The organism is Tessaracoccus yangjingae, assembly GCF_054483935.1.
In genome coordinates, this window is record NZ_CM137014.1 from 3098773 (window position 1) to 3119834 (window position 21062).

Here is a 21062-nt window from a genome sequence, read left to right on the forward strand (position 1 = left end):
AACGGTGACGACCACTAGGCTGACGGCGTGACCCGGATCAACCCGAACCTGACCCTGACCAAGGCGCTGCCCAAGGGGACCGACGTCGTCCTCCTCGGCCTGGTGACCATCAACGAGGCCGGCAAGGCCCTCGTCGGCCTCGTCGGCGACCTCGACAAGTCATGTACGAAGACCTACGGCCGAGGGGTGTCAGAGCTCGCGGCAGCGCTCGGCGCGACGACCACACGCGAGGAGGTCACGCTCCTGCCCGCCGTCGACGGCGCCCGGATCGCGGTGGTGGGGCTCGGCGACGCCGACGTCACGCCCGACGGCGTGAGGGTCGCGGTGGGGGCAGCGCTGCGGAAGATCGCGGAACTGCCGGACGTCGCGGGCCTGGCCGTGGCCGTGTCGCTCGAGCTGACCGACGGCGAGCTCCTGCAGGCCGCCGGCGAGGGCGCGCTGCTGGGCGCCTACCGCTTCGAACCCATCACCGCGTCCGACAAGCCCGCGGCCGTGGCGTCGATCGCGCTGGTGTCGTCGCTGGTGGGCACCGATCAGAAGGACGCGGTGTCGCGGGCGAAGGCCACCGCCGAGGCCGTGTGCCAGGCGCGCGACTGGGGCAACACACCCCCCAACCTCCTCTACCCCGAGACCTTCGCCGAGGCGGCGCGCGCCTACGTGCGGGACGAGAGGGTCGCGGTGGAGATCCTCGACGAGAAGGCGCTGGAGCGCGGCGGCTACGGCGGCATCCTCGCCGTCGGCGGCGGCTCGGCGCGCGGGCCGCGGCTGGTGCGGCTCTCCTACAACCCCCGCGGCGCCGAGGCGCACCTGGCGCTGGTGGGCAAGGGCATCACGTTCGACTCCGGCGGCCTCGACATCAAGCCTGCGGGCCAGATGGCGGGCATGAAGTTCGACATGTCCGGCGCGGCCGCGGTCGTGTCCGCCGTGCGGGCCATCGCGGCGCTGGGGATCAAGGTGAAGGTGACGGCCTACGCGGCCCTCGCGGAGAACATGCCCTCGGGCAGCTCCTACCGCTCGAGCGACGTGCTCACCATGTTCGACGGGCAGACGGTGGAGAACTTCAACACCGACGCCGAGGGCCGCCTCGTCATGGCCGATGCCATCGCGCGCGCCGGGATGGACAAGCCCGACCTCATCGTCGATGTGGCCACCCTGACCGGCGCCTGCATGGTGGCGCTCGGGATGCGCACCGGCGGGCTGCTCACCAACGGCGAGGCCACCTCGGATCTCCTCCTCGACGCCGCGGAGGCGGCCGCCGAGGACTTCTGGGAGCTGCCCATCACCGAGCACACGCGCGAGCAGCTGAAGTCCACCGTCGCGGACATGAAGTCGGGGGCCGGGCACCGGTGGGGCGGCGCGCTGGTCGCGGCGGCGTTCCTCGAGCGCTTCGTGCCCGACGGCGTGGCCTGGGCCCACCTGGACATCGCCGGTCCCGCCGAGAACCCGGACGCGGCCTACGGCTATGTGCCCAAGGGCGGGACGGGCGCCGGGGTGCGGACCCTGGTGTCGCTGGCGGGCCTGCTCGAACGCTGACCCGCTCCCTGCCGTCCCCCACCCTCGCACACACCCCCGCGTCGGCACGCCTTCGGTGGCTCCCCCCAGGTTGGCGCCTGCGCTACGTCTCGGCGCCCGCGCTACAGCGCAGGCGGCTGAACATACAACAGGCGGCAGCGCAGGCGACGGCACATCAGGCAGGCGACGCGACGTGGTCAGCAGGGCGGAGGGTGGTGGGTGGTGGGGGCCACCCGAGACGGGCTACTGGCGGGCGCGCTTGGCCCGCAGGCCGTACTCGCGCATCCGCTTGGGGTAGGGCACGACTCCCGCGTCGTAGCAGGGGATGTTGCAGCGGGCCGCGAACTCGTACCCGTAGGCCGCGCTCGGCAGGCCGCGGCGGGTGGACTCGCCGTCGGCCGCTACGAGTAGCAGGGACGGCTTGTTGAACGACGTGGGCTGCTCCACCCACGCCTCGACCCCGCGCCGGGTGGCGACGAACTGGGTCAGGTGATCGCGCAGCGCATCGGGCACCTGGCGGTCTTCCCGCGCCACCTGTGCCTCGCGTTGCCTCCGTCGAAACCAACCCACGGGCCCATTATGCCGACGCCCGTGAAACACCGGGCCAGGAGGGTGGACGCCGCCCTCCGGGTGGGTGTTCGGACTACCCGGGCACAGTTGCGATCGCCCGCCGTGCCGCCCGCTGGGAGGAGCCGCGGGCCACCTCACAGCCCGCGCGCCGTGGGAGACTGGGGCGCATGACTGACCCCTGTGATGTGGCCATCCTCGGCGCCGGTTCGGCCGGCTACGCCTGCGCGCTGCGCGCCGCGCAACTGGGCCTCCGGGTCGTCCTGATCGACGACACCCCGATGGGCGGCACCTGCCTTCACCGCGGCTGCATCCCGACGAAGGCGTGGCTGCAGGCGGCGAAGGTGCGGCGGACGGTGGCGAAGGCGCCGTCGTTCGGGATCGGGGTCACGCTCGGCGACACGGACGCGACCGGGATCAGGCGCTATGCCGACGGCGTGGTCGGCGGCCTGCACCGCGGGCTGGAGGGGTTGATCGCCCAGCGCGGCATCACGGTGATCCGCGAACGGGGCACCCTGACCGTCGACGAGCGGGGGCCGGGCATCGAGACGGGCGCGGTGGTGCACAGGGCCCGCGCCGTCGTGGTGGCGACGGGGGCGGCGCCGGTGACGCTCGGCCTCCCCGTCGACGGGACGCGCATCCTCACCAGCGACCACGCCCTCCGGCTCGAGGCGCTGCCCGGGCGCGCCGTCGTGCTCGGCGGAGGGGTGATCGGGGTGGAGTTCGCCTCGATGTGGGCGGACCTGGGGGTCGCGGTCACGCTGGTGGAGGCCATGGACCGGCTGCTGCCCGCCGAGGAGCCCGGGCACTCGCGGATCCTGGCGCGGGCGCTGAAGGGCCGCGGGGTCGACGTGCGGCTCGGCGCCGCCGTCGAGTCCGCGGAGACCGCCGGGGACGGGGTCGCGGTCAGGATCGGCGGGGAGACCCTGGCCACCGACATGCTGCTCGTCGCTGTCGGCCGAAGGCCGTCGACGGAAGGGCTCGCACTGGCGGAGTCCGGCGTCGAACTGACCGCGGGCGGACATGTGGTCGTCGATGACTCCCTCCAGACCCGGGTCAAGGGCGTGTTCGCCGCCGGCGACGTGGTCGAAGGGCCGCAGTTGGCGCATCGTGGTTACGCGCACGGGCTCTTCCTCGCGGAACGGATCGCGCACCTGCAGGGCAGGCACCCGGCGCGGCCCACCCTCCCCCGCGACACCGACATCCCGCGCATCACGTACTCGACCCCCCAGGTGGCCTCGGTGGGGCTCACCGCGGACCAGGCCGGCGCAGACGCCGAAGTGATCGACTACCACCTCACCGGCAACGGCCGCGCCCAGATCCTGCGGGCCCCCGGGGAACGCGAGACCGGCGTGGTGCGGCTGGTGCGGCGCCAGGGCGGCGCCATCGTCGGCGTCCAGGCGGTGGGCGACGACGTGGCCGAGCTGATCGCGGAGGGCGGCCTGCTGGTGGGGTGGCACGCCACGCCCGAGGACCTCGCCGGGATCGTCCACCCCCACCCCACCCTGAGCGAGGCGATCGCCGAAGCGAACTGGGCACTGGCCGGGCGGGCACTGCACATGCACGGCTGAATCGCATATAGGCTGGGGCCAAATCGCGGTCTGCAAAGGAGCCATCTCACATGTCAACCGAAGTAACTCTCCCGGCGCTGGGCGAATCCGTCACGGAAGGCACCATTTCCCGCTGGTTGAAGGCAGTCGGAGACACCGTCGAAGCCGACGAACCATTGCTCGAGGTCTCCACCGACAAGGTTGACACCGAGATCCCCAGCCCCGCCGCGGGTGTCCTGCTCGAGATCCGCTTCCAGGAGGACGACGTCGCCGAGGTCGGCGCCGTGCTGGCCGTGATCGGCGAGGCGGGCGAGGGCGGCGCAGCCGCCGAGGCCCCTGCCGAGGAGCCTGAGCCTGAGCCCGAGCCGGTCCCCGCCGAGGAGAACGCGGAGGAGGAACCCGTCGAGGCCGAGCCCGAGGAGGCTCCCGCCGCCCCCGCGCCCAGCGCGCCGTCCGCGGCCGCGTCGTCGGCAGGCGTCGAGGTGACGCTCCCCGCCCTGGGTGAGTCGGTCACCGAGGGGACAGTGTCGCGGTGGCTGAAGGAGATCGGCGACACGGTCGAGGCCGACGAGCCGCTCCTGGAGGTCTCCACGGACAAGGTTGACACCGAGATCCCCAGCCCCGCCGCCGGAACGCTCCTCGAGATCCGATTCAAGGAGGACGAGGTGGCCGAGGTGGGCGCCGTCCTGGCCATCATCGGCGAGGCCTCAGCCGCGGAGGCCGCCCCCGAGCCCGAGCCCGCCCCGAAGGCCGCCCCCAAGCCGGAGCCCGCCCCCGCCCCGAAGCCCGAGCCTGCCCCGGCCGCTCCCGCCCCGGCAGCGCCGAAGGAGGAGCCCGCTCCTGCTCCCAAGCCGGAGCACAGCGCCGCCGTCGAGGCCGCCGTCGCACGACGCGCGGCCGAGGCGTCCGCGGACGGCACCTACGTCACCCCGCTGGTGCGGAAGCTGGCGAAGGAGCACGGCGTCGACCTGGCCAGCGTCAAGGGCACCGGCGTCGGCGGGCGCATCCGCAAGCAGGACGTGATCGAGGCCGCCGAGGCCGCGAAGGCCGCACCTGCCCCGGCTCCGGCCACCGCACCGGCAGCCCCCGCGGCCGCCGCCCCGAAGGCCGCCCCCGCGGCCGCCCAGGTGCGCGGGACCACGGAGAAGCTGTCGCGGCTGCGCAAGACCATCGCGGCGCGCATGGTGGAGTCGCTGCAGGTCTCGGCCCAGCTCACGGCCACCGTCGAGGTGGACGTCACGGCCGTCAGCTGGATCCGCTCCCAGGTGAAGGACGACTTCAAGAAGCGCGAGGGCGCCTCGCTGTCCTACCTGCCGTTCATCACGATGGCCGCCGTCGAGGCGCTCAAGCAGTTCCCGATCGTCAACGCCACCATCGACACCGAGGCCGGCACCGTCACCTACGCCGACGGGGAGCACATCGGCATCGCGGTGGACACCGAGAAGGGCCTGCTGGTGCCCGTCCTCAAGGACGCCGGAGACCTCAACCTCACCGGCCTCGCGAAGAAGATCGCGGACCTCGCGGCCCGCACGCGCGCCAGCAAGGTGATGCCGGACGAGCTGTCCGGTGGCACGTTCACCATCACCAACTACGGCTCGGCGGGCACCCTGTTCGACACGCCGATCATCAACCAGCCGCAGGCGGCCATCCTCGGCACCGGCGCGCTGGTCAAGCGGCCCGTCGTGATCGAGGACCGCTTCGGCAACGAGTCGATCGCGGTGCGCCACATGATGTACCTGTCGCTCAGCTACGACCACCGCCTCATCGACGGCGCGGTCGCGGCAAGGTTCCTCTCGGCGGTCAAGGAGCGTCTGGAGGACGGCGACTTCGGAGGCGAGTTCGGCCTCTGAGCCGCCTGACCCATCGACGACGAGGGGCGCCATCCTGCGGGCTGGCGCCCCTCGCGTCGTCCTGGCATGGTTCCCGCCCGCCCCCCGCCAGCGCTCCCACCGCCCCGCGCCCGGCTCCCCCCACCCGTGGTTGAGCCGGACTTCGGAGTCGCGCCAGCTTGAACGATCAAATCATCGACTTTGCGGTTCGACTCCGACGCCAGGCTCAAACCGCTCCACCGAGAGCCGTGTCCGGCTCAACTCACGTCGTCGGAAGGTGTGTCCGGCTCAAACCAGGGCCCGTCGACGGGAGGGCGGGGGGCTCAGAGGCGGCCGGAGGCGAGGCTGACGTGGAGGATGGAGGCGGCCTCCGCCACCGCGCCGGGGAGGTGGTGGACGCCCGCGATCGATCCGCAGTGCGAGCCACCCACCCACACCGACAGAGGCGGCGACACCTGCGCCAGCCCGTCCACGACAGCCTGGGCGCGCTCGACGAACCGCTCCGACGTGACCCCGATCACAGCGGCCCGGGCGCGACGACCGTCCGCCGCGCGCACCCACTCGTCGACGGGGATGTCGGAGCCCAGGTAGACCACGTTGACCCCGCGACGGCGCAGGCAGGTGGCGAAGGTGAGGAGCGCGATCTGGTGCCGGTCGCCCGGCGGGAGGCCAACGAGCACGGTGGGCCCGGTGGCGGCCACGGGCGCGGCGTCGAAGGTCGCGGAGATGGCCCTCATCAGGCCGGCGCTGGCGAAGTGCTCCTGCGCGACGCTGAGCTCGCCGGCCTCCCACGCCTCCCCGATGCGGACCAGGCTCGGCAGCAGCCACCCGTCCGCCACGTCCTCGAAGCTCCCGCTCGCGAACGCGCGGCGGAGCACCTCCGTCAGGCGGACAGGCTCCAGTGAGGCGGCGGCGGAGACGAGTTCGTCGGCCGCGGGCCGCTCCACCGACCCGCCGTCGGCGTCCGCGTCGGCGAGCGTCGACGGTGCCCCCACCACCCCGGATCCCGGCAGGCCGCGCACGGTGTCCGCGGCCCTGGACGCCGGCACCCCCGCCTCGACGAGCGAGGCCATCTCCCGCAGCGCCTCCACCTGGTTGTCGTCGTACAGCCGGTAGCCCCCGGGCGTGCGTGAGGGGCTCACCACCGCATAGCGGCGCTCCCACACCCTCAGGGTGGCTTCGGCCACCCCGGTGAGCGTGGCCACCTGCTTGACTGTGTACATCGAGAATCCTCCCGGCGATGGGCTGGAGCTACCGTAGCAAACATTGGACAAACCTTGTGCAGTACGTTGCGCCCCGGCGGTTGAGCCGCTATCGTCGACGCAAAGGTTAGACAAACATTGGACAATCATGATCGCTGACCACAGCGCCCCGAGGCTGCGGGGCCGCGCCGCCCCGCCTGACGAGGTGGTCCTCCTCGACGAGGACGGCATGCCCATCGGCACTGCGGACCGCGTGCAGGTCCACACCACGGACACCCCTCTCCACCTGGCCTTCTCCACCTACGTGTTCAACGCCCGCGGTGAGGTGCTGGTCACCCGCCGCGCGCTCGCGAAGAAGACGTGGCCCGGCGTGTGGACCAACTCGTGTTGCGGCCACCCCAAGCCCGGCGAGTCGCTCGAGGACGCGGCACGCCGCCGAATCCGCGAGGAACTGGGCATGAGCGTGGGCCCACTGGTCAGCCTCCTCCCCGACTTCCGCTACCGCGCCGTCGATGCCTCGGGCATCGTCGAGAACGAGATCTGCCCGGTGTTCGCCGCCTTCGTCACCGACGAGCAGCCGCTGGCCAACCCCGACGAGGTGGCCGAGTGGGCGTGGGTGCCGTGGGAGAACCTCACCGCCGCGATCACCGCCACTCCGCACGTCTACAGCCCGTGGGCCTCGCTCCAGGTCCCCCAGATCGCGACGGCGCATCCCGACGCGGCGTGGCGGCCGGCCCCTCCCACCGTCGACGTGGGCGCCGCGATCGCCGACGTGGACGCCCTGCTGAGCGCCGAGAGCAACACCCTGGCGGTCGAGTGGCAGAGCTACGCCGGTGACCTCAAGCTCGACATCCTCGAGGACGACCTCCCGCGGTGGCTGGGCGGCCTGCTCGTGGGCCGCGGCAAGCGGCTGCGCGTGGCGCTGGCCTACTGGGGGTTCATCGCGGCCGGCGGCACCCACGGCTCCACCGGATACCGCCACCTCATCCGCGCCGCCGCGGCCCTGGAGACGCTCCACCTGTTCGCGCTCATCCACGACGACGTGATGGACGAGTCGGACTCCCGACGCGGGCGCCCGTCCGCGCACGTCGCCGCGGCCGGCTGGCACCGCGACTGCGGCGGCTACGGCGACGCCGACGTCTTCGGCCGCAACATGGCGATCCTTCTGGGGGACCTGGCGCACACCGTCGCCGACCGCCTGGTCGACGGACTCCCGGCCCCGCTACGCGAGGTGTGGTACGCGCTGTCGGTGGAGTTGATCGCCGGCCAGCGGGCGGACCTCACCGGCGCCGCTGCCGGCCGGCGGGACCGAGCGCACGCCGAGCACATCGGCCGCGCCAAGACGGGCCGCTACACCGTGGCGCGCCCGCTGCAGCTGGGCGCGACGGCGGCAGGGGCCTCCCCCTCCGTGGTGAGCGCGCTGATGGACTGCGGCGACCACCTGGGCCGCGCGTTCGCGCTGCGCGACGAGTACCTGGGCGTCTGGGGAGACCCCGAGGTCACCGGCAAGCCCGCCGGCGACGATCTGATGGAAGCGAAGGCCACCGTGCTGCTGTCACTCGCGGAGGATCGCCTCACCGGCGACGACGCCGCCCTCATCGCGCGCCTCGGCACGCCGGAGCTGGGCCCCACGGACGTGGACCGCCTCGCCGCCGTGATCCGGGACTCGGGCGTCGCCGCCGAGTTGGAGGCGATGATCGCCGACGCCGTCGACGCCGGCCTGGACTGCCTCAAGGCGCCACCACTGTCGGCGGCCGGCGTGGCCGGCCTGCGCGACGCCGCCTCTGCCCTCGCCTGGAGGGACGCATGAGCGGGCGCCGCACCCCCCACGTGGGCGGATCGCCGAAGCATGTCGTGGTCGTCGGCGCAGGGCTCTCCGGCCTCGCCGCCGCCATGCACCTGGCGGGCGCGGGCCACCGCGTCACGGTGGTGGAACGCGAGGCCATCCCCGGCGGCCGCAACGGCTCGTTGGAGAAGGACGGGTTCCGTTTCGACACCGGCCCCGTCGTGTTCACGATGGTCTCCCTGCTGCAGGAGGCGTTCGACGCCGTCGGGAAGCGCGTGGAGGACTACGTCGCCCTGACGCTGCTCGACCCGGCCTACCACGCCCACTTCCCCGACGGTTCCACCATGCTGGTGCGGCCGGGACATGAGGCCATGCGGGCGGAGATCGCCGCCCAGAGCGGGGCGAAGGACGCGGCCGCGTTCGACAAGTTCGTGGCGTGGCTCAAGCGGCTGAACGACGTCGAGCTCCCGCACTTCATCGACGCCAACTTCAACTCCCCCCTGAGCCTGTTCCGCTCGCCGCTCGCGGCGGCCGAACTGATCCGGCTCGGCGGGTTCGGGAGGCTGGGCCCCGCCGTCGCCCGCCGGTTCGACGACGAGCGCCTGCACCGGGTGTTCAGCTTCCAGGCGATGTACGCGGGGCTGGCACCCGCCAAGGCGCTGGCGCTGTACGCGGTGATCACCTACATGGACTCCATCGAGGGCGTGTTCTTCCCTGAGGGCGGCATGCACGCCGTCCCCCGGGCCATGGCTGCGGCGGCCGCCGACGCGGGCGTCGAGTTCCGCTACTCGAGCCCCGTGGAGCGGGTGGAGCGCCGCGCCGACGGCTCGGCGGCCGGCGTGCGCCTGGCAGGGGGCGAGGTGCTCGCGGCGGACGCCGTCGTGGTCACCGCGGACCTGCCCGTGGCCTACGAGCGGCTGCTGCCCGGCGTGCCCGCACCCAGGGTCGCGCGGGCGGGGCGGTACTCCCCCAGCGCGCTGGTGTGGCACGTGGGCGTGCGCGGTGAGCTTCCCGAGGCTGCGGGCCATCACAACATCTACTTCGGGAAGGCGTGGGACGAGTCGTTCCGCGAGCTGCTCGACGCCGGCACGGCCATGACGGACCCGTCCCGCTTCCTGTCCGTCCCCTCCATCCACGATCCGGGCGCCGCCCCAGAGGGTTGCCACACGCTCTACTACCTGGAGCCGGTGCCCAACCTCAAGGTGGGGCGGCTCGACTGGGACGTCGAGGGCCCACGGCTGCGCGAGCGGATGCTCCGCTCGCTGGAGGAGATGGGCTACCCCACCGACATCGTCACCGAGGAGCTCGTCACGCCGGTGGACTGGGAGCGCCAGGGCATGGCGGCCGGCACGCCGTTCGCGCTCGCGCACACGTTCCCGCAGACCGGGCCCTTCCGGCCGAAGAACGTGGACCGGCGGGTGCCGGGGCTGGTGTTCGCCGGGTCGGGCACCACCCCGGGCGTCGGCATCCCCATGGTGCTGGTGTCCGGCAAGCTGGCGGCCGCCCGCGTCGCGGAGATGGGCCGATGAGCGCGTCGCTGGAGGCGGGCTACCGCCGGTGCGCCGAGCTCACCCGCGAGTACGGCACCACCTACTACTGGGGTGCTTTGCTGCTGCCCCGCTCCCAGCGCAAGGACGTCTACACCGTCTATGCGCTGTGCCGCCTGGCCGACGACATCGTCGACGAGCCCGACAAGGTGGACGCCGACGACGCCTCCGTCCCCCGCGACGGGACCCCCGATGAGCGGCTCGCCGCCTTCCGGTCCTCGTTCTTCGAGGCCCTGAGTCGCGGGACGGCGGAGCAGCCGGTGATGGCCGCCATCGTGGAGAGCATCAACCGGCGCGGCACGGACCCGGAGTGCTTCGAGCGCTTCTTCGACGCCATGGCCTCGGACTTCACCCGCGACACGTGGGCGACGTGGGAGGACCTGCGCGACGGCTACATGGAGGGCTCGGCGGCGGTGATCGGCGAGATGATGCTGCCCGTGCTGGAGCCCCTCACCCCCGAGGCGAAGGGCCCGGCGCGCGCGCTCGGGCAGGCGTTCCAGCTCACCAACTTCCTCCGCGACATCGACGAGGACCTGGACCGGGGCCGCGTCTACCTCCCCCAGGAGGACCTGGCCAGGCACGGCGCGGACCCGTGGCTCCGTCGGGTCACCCCCGAGTGGCGCGCGATGATGGCCGAGCAGGTGGCCCGGAACCGGGAGCTGTACGCCGAGGGGCTGCGTGGGCTCGACATGCTTCCCCCGGCGTCGCGGCGATGCGTCGGGACGGCGCTGGTGCTGTACAGCCGGATCCTGGACCGGATCGAGGCGGCGGACTACGACGTGTTCTCGGGCCGGATCCGGGTGCCGGGCCGGGAGAAGCTGGGCGTCGCTCTGCGGGCGCTTGCGGGGTCGCTGCCGAGGGTCAGCTTCGCAGATCGGGTCGCGCCCGCCGCGGGCTGAGGGGCTGAGTGACCCCGTCCGGCGTGGACAACGCTCCTTGTCAGCCAGCGGGTGTGGGTCGAGGAGCGAAGCGACGAGCCTCGAAGCCTAGGAACGTAGCTTGTCAGCTCACGTTCCCCAGGCCTCAGCGACGGGGCCAGCGGCCCAGCAGGCCCTCCATCGGCACGGTCCACAGGTCGTGGCCCTCGGCGCCCCAGCCCTCGAGCAGCGCGTTGGCGGCGAGGAAGCCAGTGGTGGCGGCCCGCTCCATGAGCGCAACCGGGTAGTCGCAGCGCACCCAGTCCCCCGCCAGCACCAGCCGGGGCGACGGGGTGCGCACGCCCGGCCGCTCGTTCCAACGATCCGGGCCGATCAGGGTGCAGTCGTCGCGCACCAGCACCTCGCGGTGCAGCACGCCCGCGGTGGCGGTCTCGGGGAAGATGCGGTGCAGCTCCTCCTCCAGCCTGGCCGCGACACCGTCAGCCGCCGCGACGTCGACAGCCGTCGACGGGTCCGCCGCGTAGGCGTGCAGCTCGACGACGGAGCCCCCGTGCTCCCGCGCCCAGTCGGCCGCGCCGCGCTCGAAGCGCTCCAGCACCGAGACGTTGTCCAGCGGGCCGTATCCGGAGGTGCCGACGAACGCCGGCCGCGACGCGTCCACCGGTCGGTCCAGCCACAGCCGCACCACCACGAAGGGCGGCGCGTTGACGGTGCCCGCCACGCGGCGCTGCCAGTTGCCCAGCGTGGGCCCGGCCAGGTCGGTGATGAGTTGCCGGCTGGTGCGGGGGTCCGCGGCCAGCACGACGGCGTCGACGGGGGTGGCCTCGCCGTCGACGACGACGGTGGCGGCGGCCTGCCCGATCCCGACGGCCTCGACGTGGGCGCCGGTGGTCACCTGGACGCCGAGGCCCTCGAGGTACCTGCCCAGCGGGGCCCACAGGACGGTGTCGTAGTCGTCGTCGGGTACGTCGAACAGCAGCCCCTCGGCCGAGCCCATGAAGTAGGTGTGGAACATGGCGACGAGCTCGCCCGCGCCGAACTGCGACGGGTCCGCGAAGAACGAGCGCGCGAACACCTCCAGGGCCAGGGCCCGCGCCTCCTCCGGGAAGCGCAGCCGGTCCAGGAACGCGGCGGCGGACTCGCCGTCGTAGGCGGAGTAGGTCTCGGGGAACTTCACCCGGAGCAGCTCCACCGCCGCCGGGACGTTGACCTTCGCGAGCGACCTCGCGGTGAACGCGGGGCTGCGCATCACGAACTGCATCACCGACCACGGCGGGGTGGTGGCCAGGCCCGTGAAGGAGTCGCGCATGCCGTCGGGCCGCTGGAGCGGGTAGTCGTCGATGGGCACCAGGTGCCGAAGCTCCGGGTCCACCCGGCGCAGGAGGCCCCGCAGGTTGTAGTACTGCCGGAAGAAGGCGTGGAAGCCGCGGCTCATGGTGCGGCCGTCGCCCAGCGGCCACGCCGCCACCCGGCCGCCGAGCCGGTCTGAGGCCTCCACGAGGGTGACCTGGACCCCCCGCTCGGCGAGTCCGGCCGCGGCTGCGATGCCGGCGATCCCCCCTCCGACGACGGCGGCGGTCCGCTGGTCGCGCACCTTCGCCGATCCCACGGGCCCGGGGTGCCGGACGGCTCGAGGGTCGCGGCCGGGGTACTGGCGCTGGGTCATGCATGCTCCTCTGGCTTGCGGGCGACGAACGTGTGCAGGATGCCGCGCTGCCATCCGGAGGCGGTGCGGTGGGCCACGTCGGTGAATCCTGCGCGGGTGAGACGGCTGGAGAAGCGGTCCACGGAGTCGAAGGCCGTCACGCTGCGCCAGAGGTAGCGGTAGAGGTCCACGTCGCGGTCCACGACGGCGCCCAGCGGGATGATCACGCCCCGGCACACCGCGTCCCAGACGCGCTCCGCACGCCGGTCGCCGGCCACGGAGTACTCCTGGACCACCAGCCAGCCGCCCGGCCGCAGGAGGGCGAACACCTCCGCCACGGCGCGGTCCCGGGCCAGCGGGGGGACGTTGCGGAACAGGTAGCAGGTGAGGATGCCGTCGCGGTCCCCGCCGACGGCGTCGAGGTCCAGGGAGCCGGCCACGGCCTGCGCGAAGCTCACCCCCGCCGGCCACTCCTTGCCGCGGGCCTCGGCCAGCATGCCGGAGGAGGCGTCGAGGCCGAGGATCTCGGCGTCCACCGGTGCAGCGCCCACCAGCGCCCGCGTCGAGGCGCCGGAGCCGCAGGCGAGGTCGATGAAGCTGAGTCCCCGCCCGTCTCCCACCCGCTCGACGAGCGTGCCTGCCGCCCGACGGAGCTCCCGGTGGTAGCCGGGGTTGAGCGCCACCATGAGGTCGTAGTGGCCGGCGCCGCGGTCGAACGCCTCCGTCGTGGTCACGCTTCCGGCGCGATAGTGATCATGCATTCTGGCGGCCTCCCTTCACGAGACGGGTCATGGTCCTGACGGTGGTGAACGCGAGCGCGAGGACCACCAAGGCGACGCCGAGGCGGGCGTAGGTGCGGCGGGGACGCGCCGGATCCACCTGGGCGGTGGCCTTCCGGACGGCCTCGTCGAAGCCGGTCCGCCCCCCTGGCGGGTCCCCGAGAAGGTCCGTTGCGTCGTCGTCGCGCTTGACGGCGTCATGGATGAGGCTACCGACCAACGGGCGCGCAATCCCGGAATCCACGGGAGTGACCAGCCCCACCCACAGGGAGGCGAGCCGCGGGGTCAGCACCGGCAGGGTGACCACGAACGGCGGCTGGAGCCCGGTGGCGGTGGCGTAGCGGTGCATCATCTCGACGTAGGTGAGCACCTCGTCCATGCCCACGTCGATGGCACGGTTGACCTCGGGCGGCAGCTCCGCGGCGCGGACGAGGTAGTGGATCACGTCGTCGACGGCGATGGGCTGGATCCGGTTGCGCAGCCACTTCGGCCCGACTGCGACGGGGAGCCGCTCGGAGAGGTGGCGCAGCATGTCGAACGAGGCCGAGCCCTCCCCCAGCACCACGCCGGCCTGGAGCACCGCCGTCGGCACGCCGGAGCCGAGCAGGATCTCCCCCACCTCCACCCTCGAGGCCATGTGCTCGGACAGCTCACCCTCGGGGTGGAGGCCGCTCAGGTAGACGATCCGGTCCACGCCGGCGGTCCGGGCGGCGGAGGCGAAGGTCGCGGCCAGCTCGCGGTCCCGCCGCCGGTAGTCGCCGTGGCCGTCCATCGAGTGGAGCAGGTAGTAGGCCACGGAGACGCCGTCGAGTGCGCTGAGCACGTCGTCGGGGTGGCTGGCGTCGCCGGAGACCACCTGCACCCGGTGGCGCCAGGACTGGTCCAGCCGCTCCGGCCGCCTGGCCAGGACGCGCACGGTCCACCCCGCGTCGAGGAGTGCGGGCACGAGTCGGGCGCCGACGTGGCCGGTGGCCCCGGTGACGAGCGCGGTACGGGTGGGCATGTCAGCCTCCAAGGGAGAGGATCGGCGGCAACAGGAACAGCATGCCCAGTGACCAGGTCAGGTGGGAGGTGATGGGTCCGAGGACCCCACCGGTGACCCGTCGCTGGGCGGCGGTGAGCGTGCCGAGGCACACGGCGGCGAAGGTGAGCAGCGGCACGCCGGTGAACAGGGTGGAGGCCGCGTACAGCGCCGTTGAGCCGATGGCGTTGAACCGGCGGTCCAGGGAGGCATAGACCGCGCCGCGGAAGAACAGCTCCTCGGCCACCCCGTTGACGGCGGTGATGAGCGCCACCAGCCACAGCGTGCCGAGCCGGGCGTGGTCGAGCAGGTCCTCCACCGGCGCGGCGAGCAGGGGGATGCGCACCACGACCAGCGCGCCCGCCACGAAGATCGCGAGCAGGATCAGGCCCAGCAGGAAGCCCTGCAGCACCCCCCGACTGCGGCCGCCGTCGCGCGTGCGGCCCTCACCGAGATAGAGGGGGCCGGACGCCAGGGCGCCGAGAATCCACAGACCCGCCACGCCGAGTGTCGCTGCGTAGAACTCGGGGGCGCCGGGCCGGATGTCGAGCGCCAGGCCGAGCGCCACCGCGCCCACCGCAACCGTCACGCCCACCACGATCCGGCGCCGGCGGCGCATCGCGGGCGTCTCGGTCCGGACGCGTTCGACGGGGTTGATGAGGGCCGCGGCCAGGAAGGCACGCGGTTCGTCGATGAATCGGCGCACGTCACCCTCCTTCTCCGGCCTCCCCCAGCCTAAAGGTTGGACAAAGTTTGAACAAGTCGCGGATGGGCTCTCTCCCGACTCTGCCAGGGCGGGCCCCACCGCGCCGACGATGCGCCGATCTGATTGGATGGCCGCGTGTTCATCGGGCTCGGGACGGTCGTCAACGTCATCACGGTGGTGGTGGGCGCCCTCGTCGGCATCGCGCTCGGCAACCGGATCCCCGAGAAGACGAAGGACACCGTCACCTCCGTGCTCGGCCTGGTCACCATGGTGCTCGGCGGCCTGTCGGTGGTGGCCATGGGATCGGACGCCCTTCAGGCGGAGGTCGACGGCGCCGCGATGCTCATCGTCCTGGCCTCGCTGCTGGTGGGTGCCCTGCTCGGGTCCTGGCTGCGCGTCGAGGACCGCCTCGAGCAGGGGGCCGCCTGGCTCCGCGGCCGCTTCACCGCCTCCGGCGACGCGGCACGCTTCGTCGACGGCATGGTCACCTCCACGCTCCTGTTCTGCGTGGGCCCCCTGGCCATCCTGGGCTCGCTGTCCGACGGGCTGGGCCGGGGCGCGGAGCAACTGCTGGTGAAGTCGGTCCTCGACGGATTCGCGGCCATGGCCTTCGCCTCCACGCTGGGCTGGGGCGTGCTCGCCTCCGCGGGCGCCGTCGCGCTCATCCAGGGCTCGCTCACCGCCGTCGGCTACTTCGCAGGAGACGTGCTGAGCACCGCCCAGGTGGACGCGTTGACGGCCACGGGCGGCGTCGTGCTGCTCGCGCTGGGCCTGCGGCTGCTCAACCTCAAGCAGATCCCGGTCGGGGACCTGCTGCCCGCGCTGCTGCTCGCGCCGCCGCTGGTCTCGCTCACCGCCACCCTGTTCTGAGGGTTAGCATCGCGGGCATGATCACGTTCGAGGACCACGGGCTGGGCGAGCGGCTGGCGGACTACCGGCAGACCTGGGATCTCCAGCGCAGCATGCACGACGAGGTCTCCGCCGGCGCTCCGGGGTGCGTCCTCTACGTGGAGCACTCCCCCGTCTACACCGCGGGGCGGCGCACCACCCCCGAGCAGCGGCCCCAGGACGGCACGCCGGTCATCGACGTGGACCGAGGTGGGCTCATCACCTACCACGGGCCGGGCCAGCTCGTCGGGTATCCGATCGTGCGGCTGCGCGAGGGCGTGGGGGTCGTGGACTACGTGCGCGCGCTCGAGACGGCGATCATCGACCTGCTCACCGGATACGGCCTGGAGTGCGGCCGCGTGGAGGGCCGCACCGGGGTGTGGCTCCCGGCCACTGACGGCCGTCCCGAGCGGAAGATCTGCGCCATCGGCGTCCGGGTGGCGAAGCGCACCACCATGCACGGCTTCGCGCTCAACGTGCTGAGCTCGGCGGAGAGGTTCAGCAACATCATCGCGTGCGGCATCACCGACGCGGGCGTGACCTCCATCGTCGAGGAGCTGGACGGCCGGTGGAGCGTCAAGGGTGTCGCCGACGACCTGCGCCCCCACCTCGCCCGGGCCTTGGAGCCCATCCTCGACTGATCACTCCACGGCGTGCTGCGGGGCACCCGCCCGCCACGACGAGAGCACCACGGCCCCCAGCAGCAGCGCTCCGCCCAGCAGCCCGGCCGGCCCGAGGCGCTCCCCCAGCACGAGGAACGCCAGCAGCGCCCCGGTCACCGGCTCCAGCAGGGCCACCATCACCCCCATGGTCGAGCTCTGCGTGCGCAGCCCGCGCAGGTAGGCGAGGTAGGCCACGGCGGACGGGATGAGCCCGAGCGCGGTCACCAGCGCGACGGTGGAGGGCGTCGGCTCGAACCACACCGGCTCGCCGCGCCAGAGCGCGAACGCCAGCACGGCCGCACCCGCGAGGAGGAAGGCGAGCGCGGAGCCGGTCGCGTCGTGGTAGTCGCCCACCGGCCGGGCACCCAGCAGGCTGATCACCGCGAACGCGGCGCCCGCCAGCAGCGCCAGGCCCGCGCCCTGCAGCGCGGCGGCCGGGGAGACGCCCGCCGGCGGTGCGCCCATGAACAGCAGCAGGCCGACGGCGGTGCACGCCAGCGCTGCGGCCAGGGAGCGCGTGAGCCGCTGCCGGCCCGTCGCCAGGTCCACCACGAGCACCATCACGGGCGCGGACCCGACGGTGATCAGCGTCGCCACGGAGACCCCGAGGACGCCCACCGCGCTGAAGAACCCGAACTGGTAGACCGCGGAGCAGGCCGCCATCGCCGCGACCCTGCCCCACCCGGCCCGCGACCGCGGCCGGCGCACGCGGCCCGTCAGGACGACGGCGGCGAGGAGGAGCAGGCCGCCCACGAGGATCCGGTAGCCGGCGACCGCGAGGAATCCCAGGCCCGAGGAGGCCGTCAGGAGGGTGCCGAGGGTGCCCGAAGTGCCCCAGGCCACTCCGGCGACCACCAGGGCCACGACGCCTGCGGCCGGGTGGGCGGGAGCCGTGAGCACCTGCTCACCCTATCCCGCCGACGACGGCGCCCCGGGCGGCAGCGGGTAGGCTGGGCCGGGTGACCGCAGTGCAGCCAGATGGACGCCGCCTCCTCCGCGTGGAGGCGAAGAACGCCGAGACCCCGATCGAGCGCAAGCCCAGTTGGATCCGCACCACGGCCAAGATGGGCCCCAACTACACGGACCTGCAGAACATCGTCAAGACCGGTGACCTGCACACGGTGTGCCAGGAGGCGGGCTGCCCCAACATCTACGAGTGCTGGGAGGACCGGGAGTCCACCTTCCTCATCGGCGGGGACCAGTGCACCCGTCGCTGCGACTTCTGCCAGATCGAGTCCGCCAAGCCGGACAACTACGACCCTTCCGAGCCGCTGCGCGTGGCCGCGTCGGTGAAGAAGATGGGGCTTCGCTACGCCACCGTCACCGGCGTCTGCCGCGACGACCTGCCGGACGAGGGCGCCTGGCTCTACGCCGAGACCATCCGCCAGATCCACGCCCTCAACCCGGGCGTCGGCGTCGAGATGCTGGCGCCGGACTTCTCCGGCAAGGCCGAGCTGCTGCAGCAGCTGTTCGACGCCCGCCCCGAGGTGTTCGCGCACAACGTCGAGACGGTGCCGCGGATCTTCAAGCGCATCCGCCCGGGCTTCCGCTACGACCGCTCGTTGCGCGTGCTGACGATGTCGCGGCAGGCGGGCCTGGTCACCAAGTCCAACCTCATCCTCGGCATGGGCGAGACCCGCGAGGAGATCAGCCAGGCGCTGCGAGACCTGTACGACGCGGGCACCGAACTGATCACCATCACCCAATACCTGCGCCCCAACGCCACCCTCCACCCCATCGACAGGTGGGTCACCCCGGAGGAGTTCGAGGACCTGGCGGAGGAGGCCCGCGGGATCGGATATTCTGGCGTGCTGTCCGGGCCGTTGGTCCGCTCGTCGTACCGGGCGGGCCGCCTGTACCGGACGGCCATGGACGCCCGCGGCGCGGACGCCCGCATCACTATCGGCTGAGACGGAGAACCAGACATGGCCAGCGAGAGAGCCAAGGCGCTAGCTGAGAAGCAGAAGGCCGAGCTGAAGGCCGCCAAGGCGGCCAAGAAGAACTCCACGGACCCCAAGGACTGGGGCTGGTGGAAGCAGCTGCGGGAGACCTACAAGGTCACGGTGAAGTACGACAAGGCGCTGCCCTGGCTGATGCTGACCGGCTTCCTGGTCCCCTTCGCCGCCCTGCTGATCCTGGGCTTCGTGCTCAACGCCTGGCTGATCTGGGGCATGGTCGGCATCTCGGCCGGCCTGCTCGGCGCGCTGTCGGTGTTCACCTGGCGCGCGCGCAAGGCCGTCTACCGCCGCTTCGAGGGCCAGGCCGGCTCCGCCGAGGTGGCGCTGCAGATGCTGCCCAAGGGGTGGATCTCCACCCCCGTCATCACCGCCACCAGGAGCCTCGACGCCGTGCACCGCACGCTCGGCCCCGGCGGGCTGGTCCTCATCGGCGAGGGCGAGCCCGGCCGGCTGAAGCCGCTGCTGGCCGCGGAGAAGAAGAAGCACGAGCAGGTGGCCTACGGCGTAGACGTCACCGTCATCCAGATGGGCAAGAACGCCGGCCAGGTGCCGCTGGACCAGCTCGCGACCACCATCAAGAAGCTGCCCAAGAAGCTCACCCCGGCCAAGATCACCGAGGTCAACCAGCGCATCCGCGCCCTCGACGCGATGCGCCCCAAGGCCCCCATCCCGAAGGGCCCCATCCAGACGAAGGGCGCCCGGTCCGCCATGCGCGGCCGCTGACGGGTGGCGAATCTGGTCAACCTCGAGGCCGTCACGCACGGCTTCGGGACGCGCATCCTGCTCGATTCGGTTTCGCTGGGCCTCGGCGCCGGCGAGGTGATCGGCGTGGTGGGCCGCAACGGGGACGGCAAGACCACCCTGCTGCGCATCCTCACCGGGGACCTTGTGCCTGACGCGGGCCGCGTCACGGTGGCCACCAACGCCTCGATCGGGGTGCTGACGCAGGCCACCGTCGGCGACGACGCCCAGACGGTGCGGGACTGGATCGTCGACGGCGAGCCGGACCACGTGTGGGCGGCGGACGCGGACAAGCGCGCCGTCGTCGAGGCCCTGATCGCGGACATGGAGCTCGACCGGCGGCTGGACACCCTGTCAGGCGGGGAGCGGCGGCGCGTCGGGCTGGTGGCGGTGCTGCTGGGCCACCACGACCTCATCGTCCTCGACGAGCCCACCAACCACCTCGACGTCGAGGCCATCGCGTTCCTCGCCACCCACCTGCAGGCACGCACCCGGGCGGGGCTGTCCATGCTGGTGGTCAGCCACGACCGCTGGTTCCTCGACGCGGTGTGCACCCGGATCTGGGAGGTGCACGACGGCGTGGTGGACGCCTACGACGGCGGCTACGCTGCCTACGTGCTGGCCCGGGTGGAGCGCAACCGGCAGGCCGCGGCCAACGAGTCTCGGCGGAAGAACCTGGCCCGCAAGGAGCTCGCCTGGCTGCGCCGCGGCGCCCCCGCGCGCACGTCGAAGCCGAAGTTCCGCATCGACGCGGCCAACGTGCTCATCGCCGACGAGCCGGAGCCGCGCGACAAGCTGGCGCTCCAGCAGTTCGCGGTCACCCGGCTCGGCAAGGACGTGTTCGACCTCATCAACGTGAGCTACGCCGTCGAGGACCGGACGCTGCTGGACCGGTTGACGTGGTCCATCGGGCCTGGAGACCGGATCGGGCTGGTCGGCGTCAACGGCGCCGGCAAGACCACGCTGCTGGACCTCCTCTCCGGGGACCGGGAGCCGCAGGGCGGCAAGATCAAGCGGGGCAAGACGCTTCGGCTGGCGTACCTGTCCCAGACCGTCGGCGAGCTCGACGACGAGGACCGGGTCCTGGACTCGGTCAAGCGGCTCAAGGAGGAGACGAAGCTCGCCACCGGCCGCGACGCCAGCGCGTCGTCCCTGCTGGAGGAGTTCGGATTCACCGGGGACAAGCTGGTGGCCCGCATCGGCGACCTCAGCGGCGGCGAGCGGCGGCGGCTGCAGTTCCTGCGGCTGCTGCTCACCGAACCCAACGTGATGATCCTCGACGAGCCCACCAACGACCTGGACATCGACACCCTCACCATCATCGAGGACTACCTCGACAGCTGGCCGGGCACCCTGATCGTCGTCAGCCACGACCGCTACTTCCTCGAGCGCATCACCGACTACACCTACGCGCTGCTGGGCGACGGGTCCTGCGCCCTGCTCCCGGGCGGGGTCGAGGAGTACCTCGAGCGCCGGGCCAGGTCGAAGGCCGCCTCGGCGCAGGCGCGGCGCTCCGGCGGCGCCCAGGCCGGCGTCGGCTCCGCGGACACGCCGAGGCCGGACGCGGCGGCGGAGCGGCAGCGCAAGAAGGACCTCACGCGGATCGAGGGCCAGCTGGAGAAGGTGGCGGCCGAGATCGAGCGCCTGCACGCCCAGATGGCCGAGGCCGCCACGGACTTCGCACGCCTGGCGGACCTGGACCGTCAGCTGAGGGACGCCGAGACCCGCAACGAGCGCCTCGAGGAAGCCTGGCTCGAGACGGCCGACTGATCCGTCGCCCCGGGTCTCGCG

The 21062-nt window shown here is 72.6% G+C and carries 17 protein-coding genes and 2 pseudogenes; 12 read left to right on the forward strand and 7 right to left on the reverse strand.

Going from position 1 to position 21062, the window contains the following annotated elements:
* Window positions 1-27: 27 nt before the first annotated feature.
* Complete coding sequence (locus ACX1D3_RS14010) at window positions 28-1533, forward strand: leucyl aminopeptidase (protein ID WP_458994434.1); 1506 nt, start codon at window positions 28-30, stop codon at window positions 1531-1533.
* Between the two features lie 222 nt (window positions 1534-1755).
* Here ACX1D3_RS14010 and ACX1D3_RS14015 read toward each other — a convergent pair whose 3' ends face one another.
* Window positions 1756-2082, reverse strand: a complete 327-nt coding sequence (locus ACX1D3_RS14015; protein ID WP_458994435.1) for a hypothetical protein — start codon at window positions 2080-2082, stop codon at window positions 1756-1758.
* A gap of 167 nt (window positions 2083-2249) precedes the next feature.
* Here ACX1D3_RS14015 and ACX1D3_RS14020 point away from each other — a divergent pair, with 167 nt between their 5' ends.
* Entirely contained in the window at window positions 2250-3650 is a 1401-nt protein-coding gene (locus ACX1D3_RS14020; protein WP_458994436.1) for an FAD-dependent oxidoreductase, read from the forward strand.
* Between the two features lie 50 nt (window positions 3651-3700).
* Entirely contained in the window at window positions 3701-5479 is a 1779-nt protein-coding gene (gene sucB / locus ACX1D3_RS14025) for a 2-oxoglutarate dehydrogenase, E2 component, dihydrolipoamide succinyltransferase (RefSeq protein WP_458994437.1), read from the forward strand.
* 302 nt (window positions 5480-5781) lie between these two features.
* On the opposite strand, the gene ACX1D3_RS14030 is transcribed toward sucB, so the two are convergent.
* On the reverse strand, window positions 5782-6681 hold the full coding sequence (locus ACX1D3_RS14030) for a MerR family transcriptional regulator (protein WP_458994438.1): 900 nt from the start codon (window positions 6679-6681) through the stop codon (window positions 5782-5784).
* Window positions 6682-6808: 127 nt separating this feature from the next.
* Between ACX1D3_RS14030 and idi the strand changes: the two are divergent.
* From idi to ACX1D3_RS14050, 4 genes and pseudogenes are all read left to right on the forward strand, one after another.
* Window positions 6809-7378, forward strand: a pseudogene (gene idi, locus ACX1D3_RS14035) (isopentenyl-diphosphate Delta-isomerase); the annotation flags it as partial.
* Between the two features lie 189 nt (window positions 7379-7567).
* Window positions 7568-8470 (forward strand): annotated as a pseudogene (locus ACX1D3_RS14040) (polyprenyl synthetase family protein); the annotation flags it as partial.
* A complete protein-coding gene (crtI, locus tag ACX1D3_RS14045) occupies window positions 8467-9975 on the forward strand; it encodes a phytoene desaturase family protein (RefSeq protein WP_458994439.1) in 1509 nt (502 codons plus the stop codon). The pseudogene ACX1D3_RS14040 and the gene crtI, both read left to right, overlap by 4 nt.
* Complete coding sequence (locus ACX1D3_RS14050; RefSeq protein ID WP_458994440.1) at window positions 9972-10892, forward strand: phytoene/squalene synthase family protein; 921 nt, start codon at window positions 9972-9974, stop codon at window positions 10890-10892. The genes crtI and ACX1D3_RS14050 overlap by 4 nt, the downstream gene beginning before the upstream one ends.
* Before the next feature lie 124 nt (window positions 10893-11016).
* Here the strand turns inward: ACX1D3_RS14050 and ACX1D3_RS14055 are convergent, their stop codons facing one another.
* From ACX1D3_RS14055 to ACX1D3_RS14070, 4 genes are read right to left on the reverse strand one after another with little or no spacing between them, the layout of a single operon-like run.
* Window positions 11017-12537, reverse strand: a complete 1521-nt coding sequence (locus ACX1D3_RS14055; RefSeq protein WP_458994441.1) for an FAD-dependent oxidoreductase — start codon at window positions 12535-12537, stop codon at window positions 11017-11019.
* Window positions 12534-13277: a class I SAM-dependent methyltransferase gene (locus tag ACX1D3_RS14060; protein ID WP_458994442.1), complete on the reverse strand. Its 744-nt coding sequence runs from the start codon at window positions 13275-13277 to the stop codon at window positions 12534-12536. Before ACX1D3_RS14060 ends, ACX1D3_RS14055 begins: the two co-directional genes overlap by 4 nt.
* Window positions 13270-14298 carry an NAD(P)H-binding protein gene (locus ACX1D3_RS14065; protein WP_458994443.1) on the reverse strand — a complete coding sequence of 343 codons (1029 nt, stop codon included), beginning with the start codon at window positions 14296-14298 and terminating at the stop codon, window positions 13270-13272. The genes ACX1D3_RS14060 and ACX1D3_RS14065 overlap by 8 nt, the downstream gene beginning before the upstream one ends.
* Before the next feature lies 1 nt (window position 14299).
* Entirely contained in the window at window positions 14300-15022 is a 723-nt protein-coding gene (locus ACX1D3_RS14070; RefSeq protein ID WP_458994444.1) for a CPBP family intramembrane glutamic endopeptidase, read from the reverse strand.
* A 135-nt stretch (window positions 15023-15157) separates the two neighbouring features.
* On the opposite strand from ACX1D3_RS14070, the gene ACX1D3_RS14075 reads away from it, so the two are divergent.
* Both ACX1D3_RS14075 and lipB read left to right on the forward strand, forming a co-directional pair.
* Window positions 15158-15892 (forward strand): DUF554 domain-containing protein, encoded by a 735-nt coding sequence (locus tag ACX1D3_RS14075; RefSeq protein ID WP_458994445.1) that lies wholly within the window; start codon window positions 15158-15160, stop codon window positions 15890-15892.
* Between the two features lie 17 nt (window positions 15893-15909).
* Entirely contained in the window at window positions 15910-16551 is a 642-nt protein-coding gene (lipB, locus tag ACX1D3_RS14080; RefSeq protein ID WP_458994446.1) for a lipoyl(octanoyl) transferase LipB, read from the forward strand.
* Here the strand turns inward: lipB and ACX1D3_RS14085 are convergent, their stop codons facing one another.
* Complete coding sequence (locus tag ACX1D3_RS14085; RefSeq protein ID WP_458994447.1) at window positions 16552-17472, reverse strand: DMT family transporter; 921 nt, start codon at window positions 17470-17472, stop codon at window positions 16552-16554.
* A gap of 59 nt (window positions 17473-17531) precedes the next feature.
* Here ACX1D3_RS14085 and ACX1D3_RS14090 point away from each other — a divergent pair, with 59 nt between their 5' ends.
* The 3 genes from ACX1D3_RS14090 to ACX1D3_RS14100 are packed head-to-tail and all read left to right on the forward strand — an operon-like array spanning window position 17532 to window position 21041.
* The gene (locus ACX1D3_RS14090) at window positions 17532-18482 is read left to right on the forward strand and encodes a lipoyl synthase (RefSeq protein WP_458994448.1); all 951 of its coding nucleotides are present in this window, start codon (window positions 17532-17534) and stop codon (window positions 18480-18482) included.
* A 15-nt stretch (window positions 18483-18497) separates the two neighbouring features.
* On the forward strand, window positions 18498-19253 hold the full coding sequence (locus ACX1D3_RS14095) for a DUF4191 domain-containing protein (protein WP_458994449.1): 756 nt from the start codon (window positions 18498-18500) through the stop codon (window positions 19251-19253).
* 3 nt (window positions 19254-19256) lie between these two features.
* Complete coding sequence (locus ACX1D3_RS14100; protein ID WP_458994450.1) at window positions 19257-21041, forward strand: ABC-F family ATP-binding cassette domain-containing protein; 1785 nt, start codon at window positions 19257-19259, stop codon at window positions 21039-21041.
* Window positions 21042-21062 lie beyond the last annotated feature (21 nt).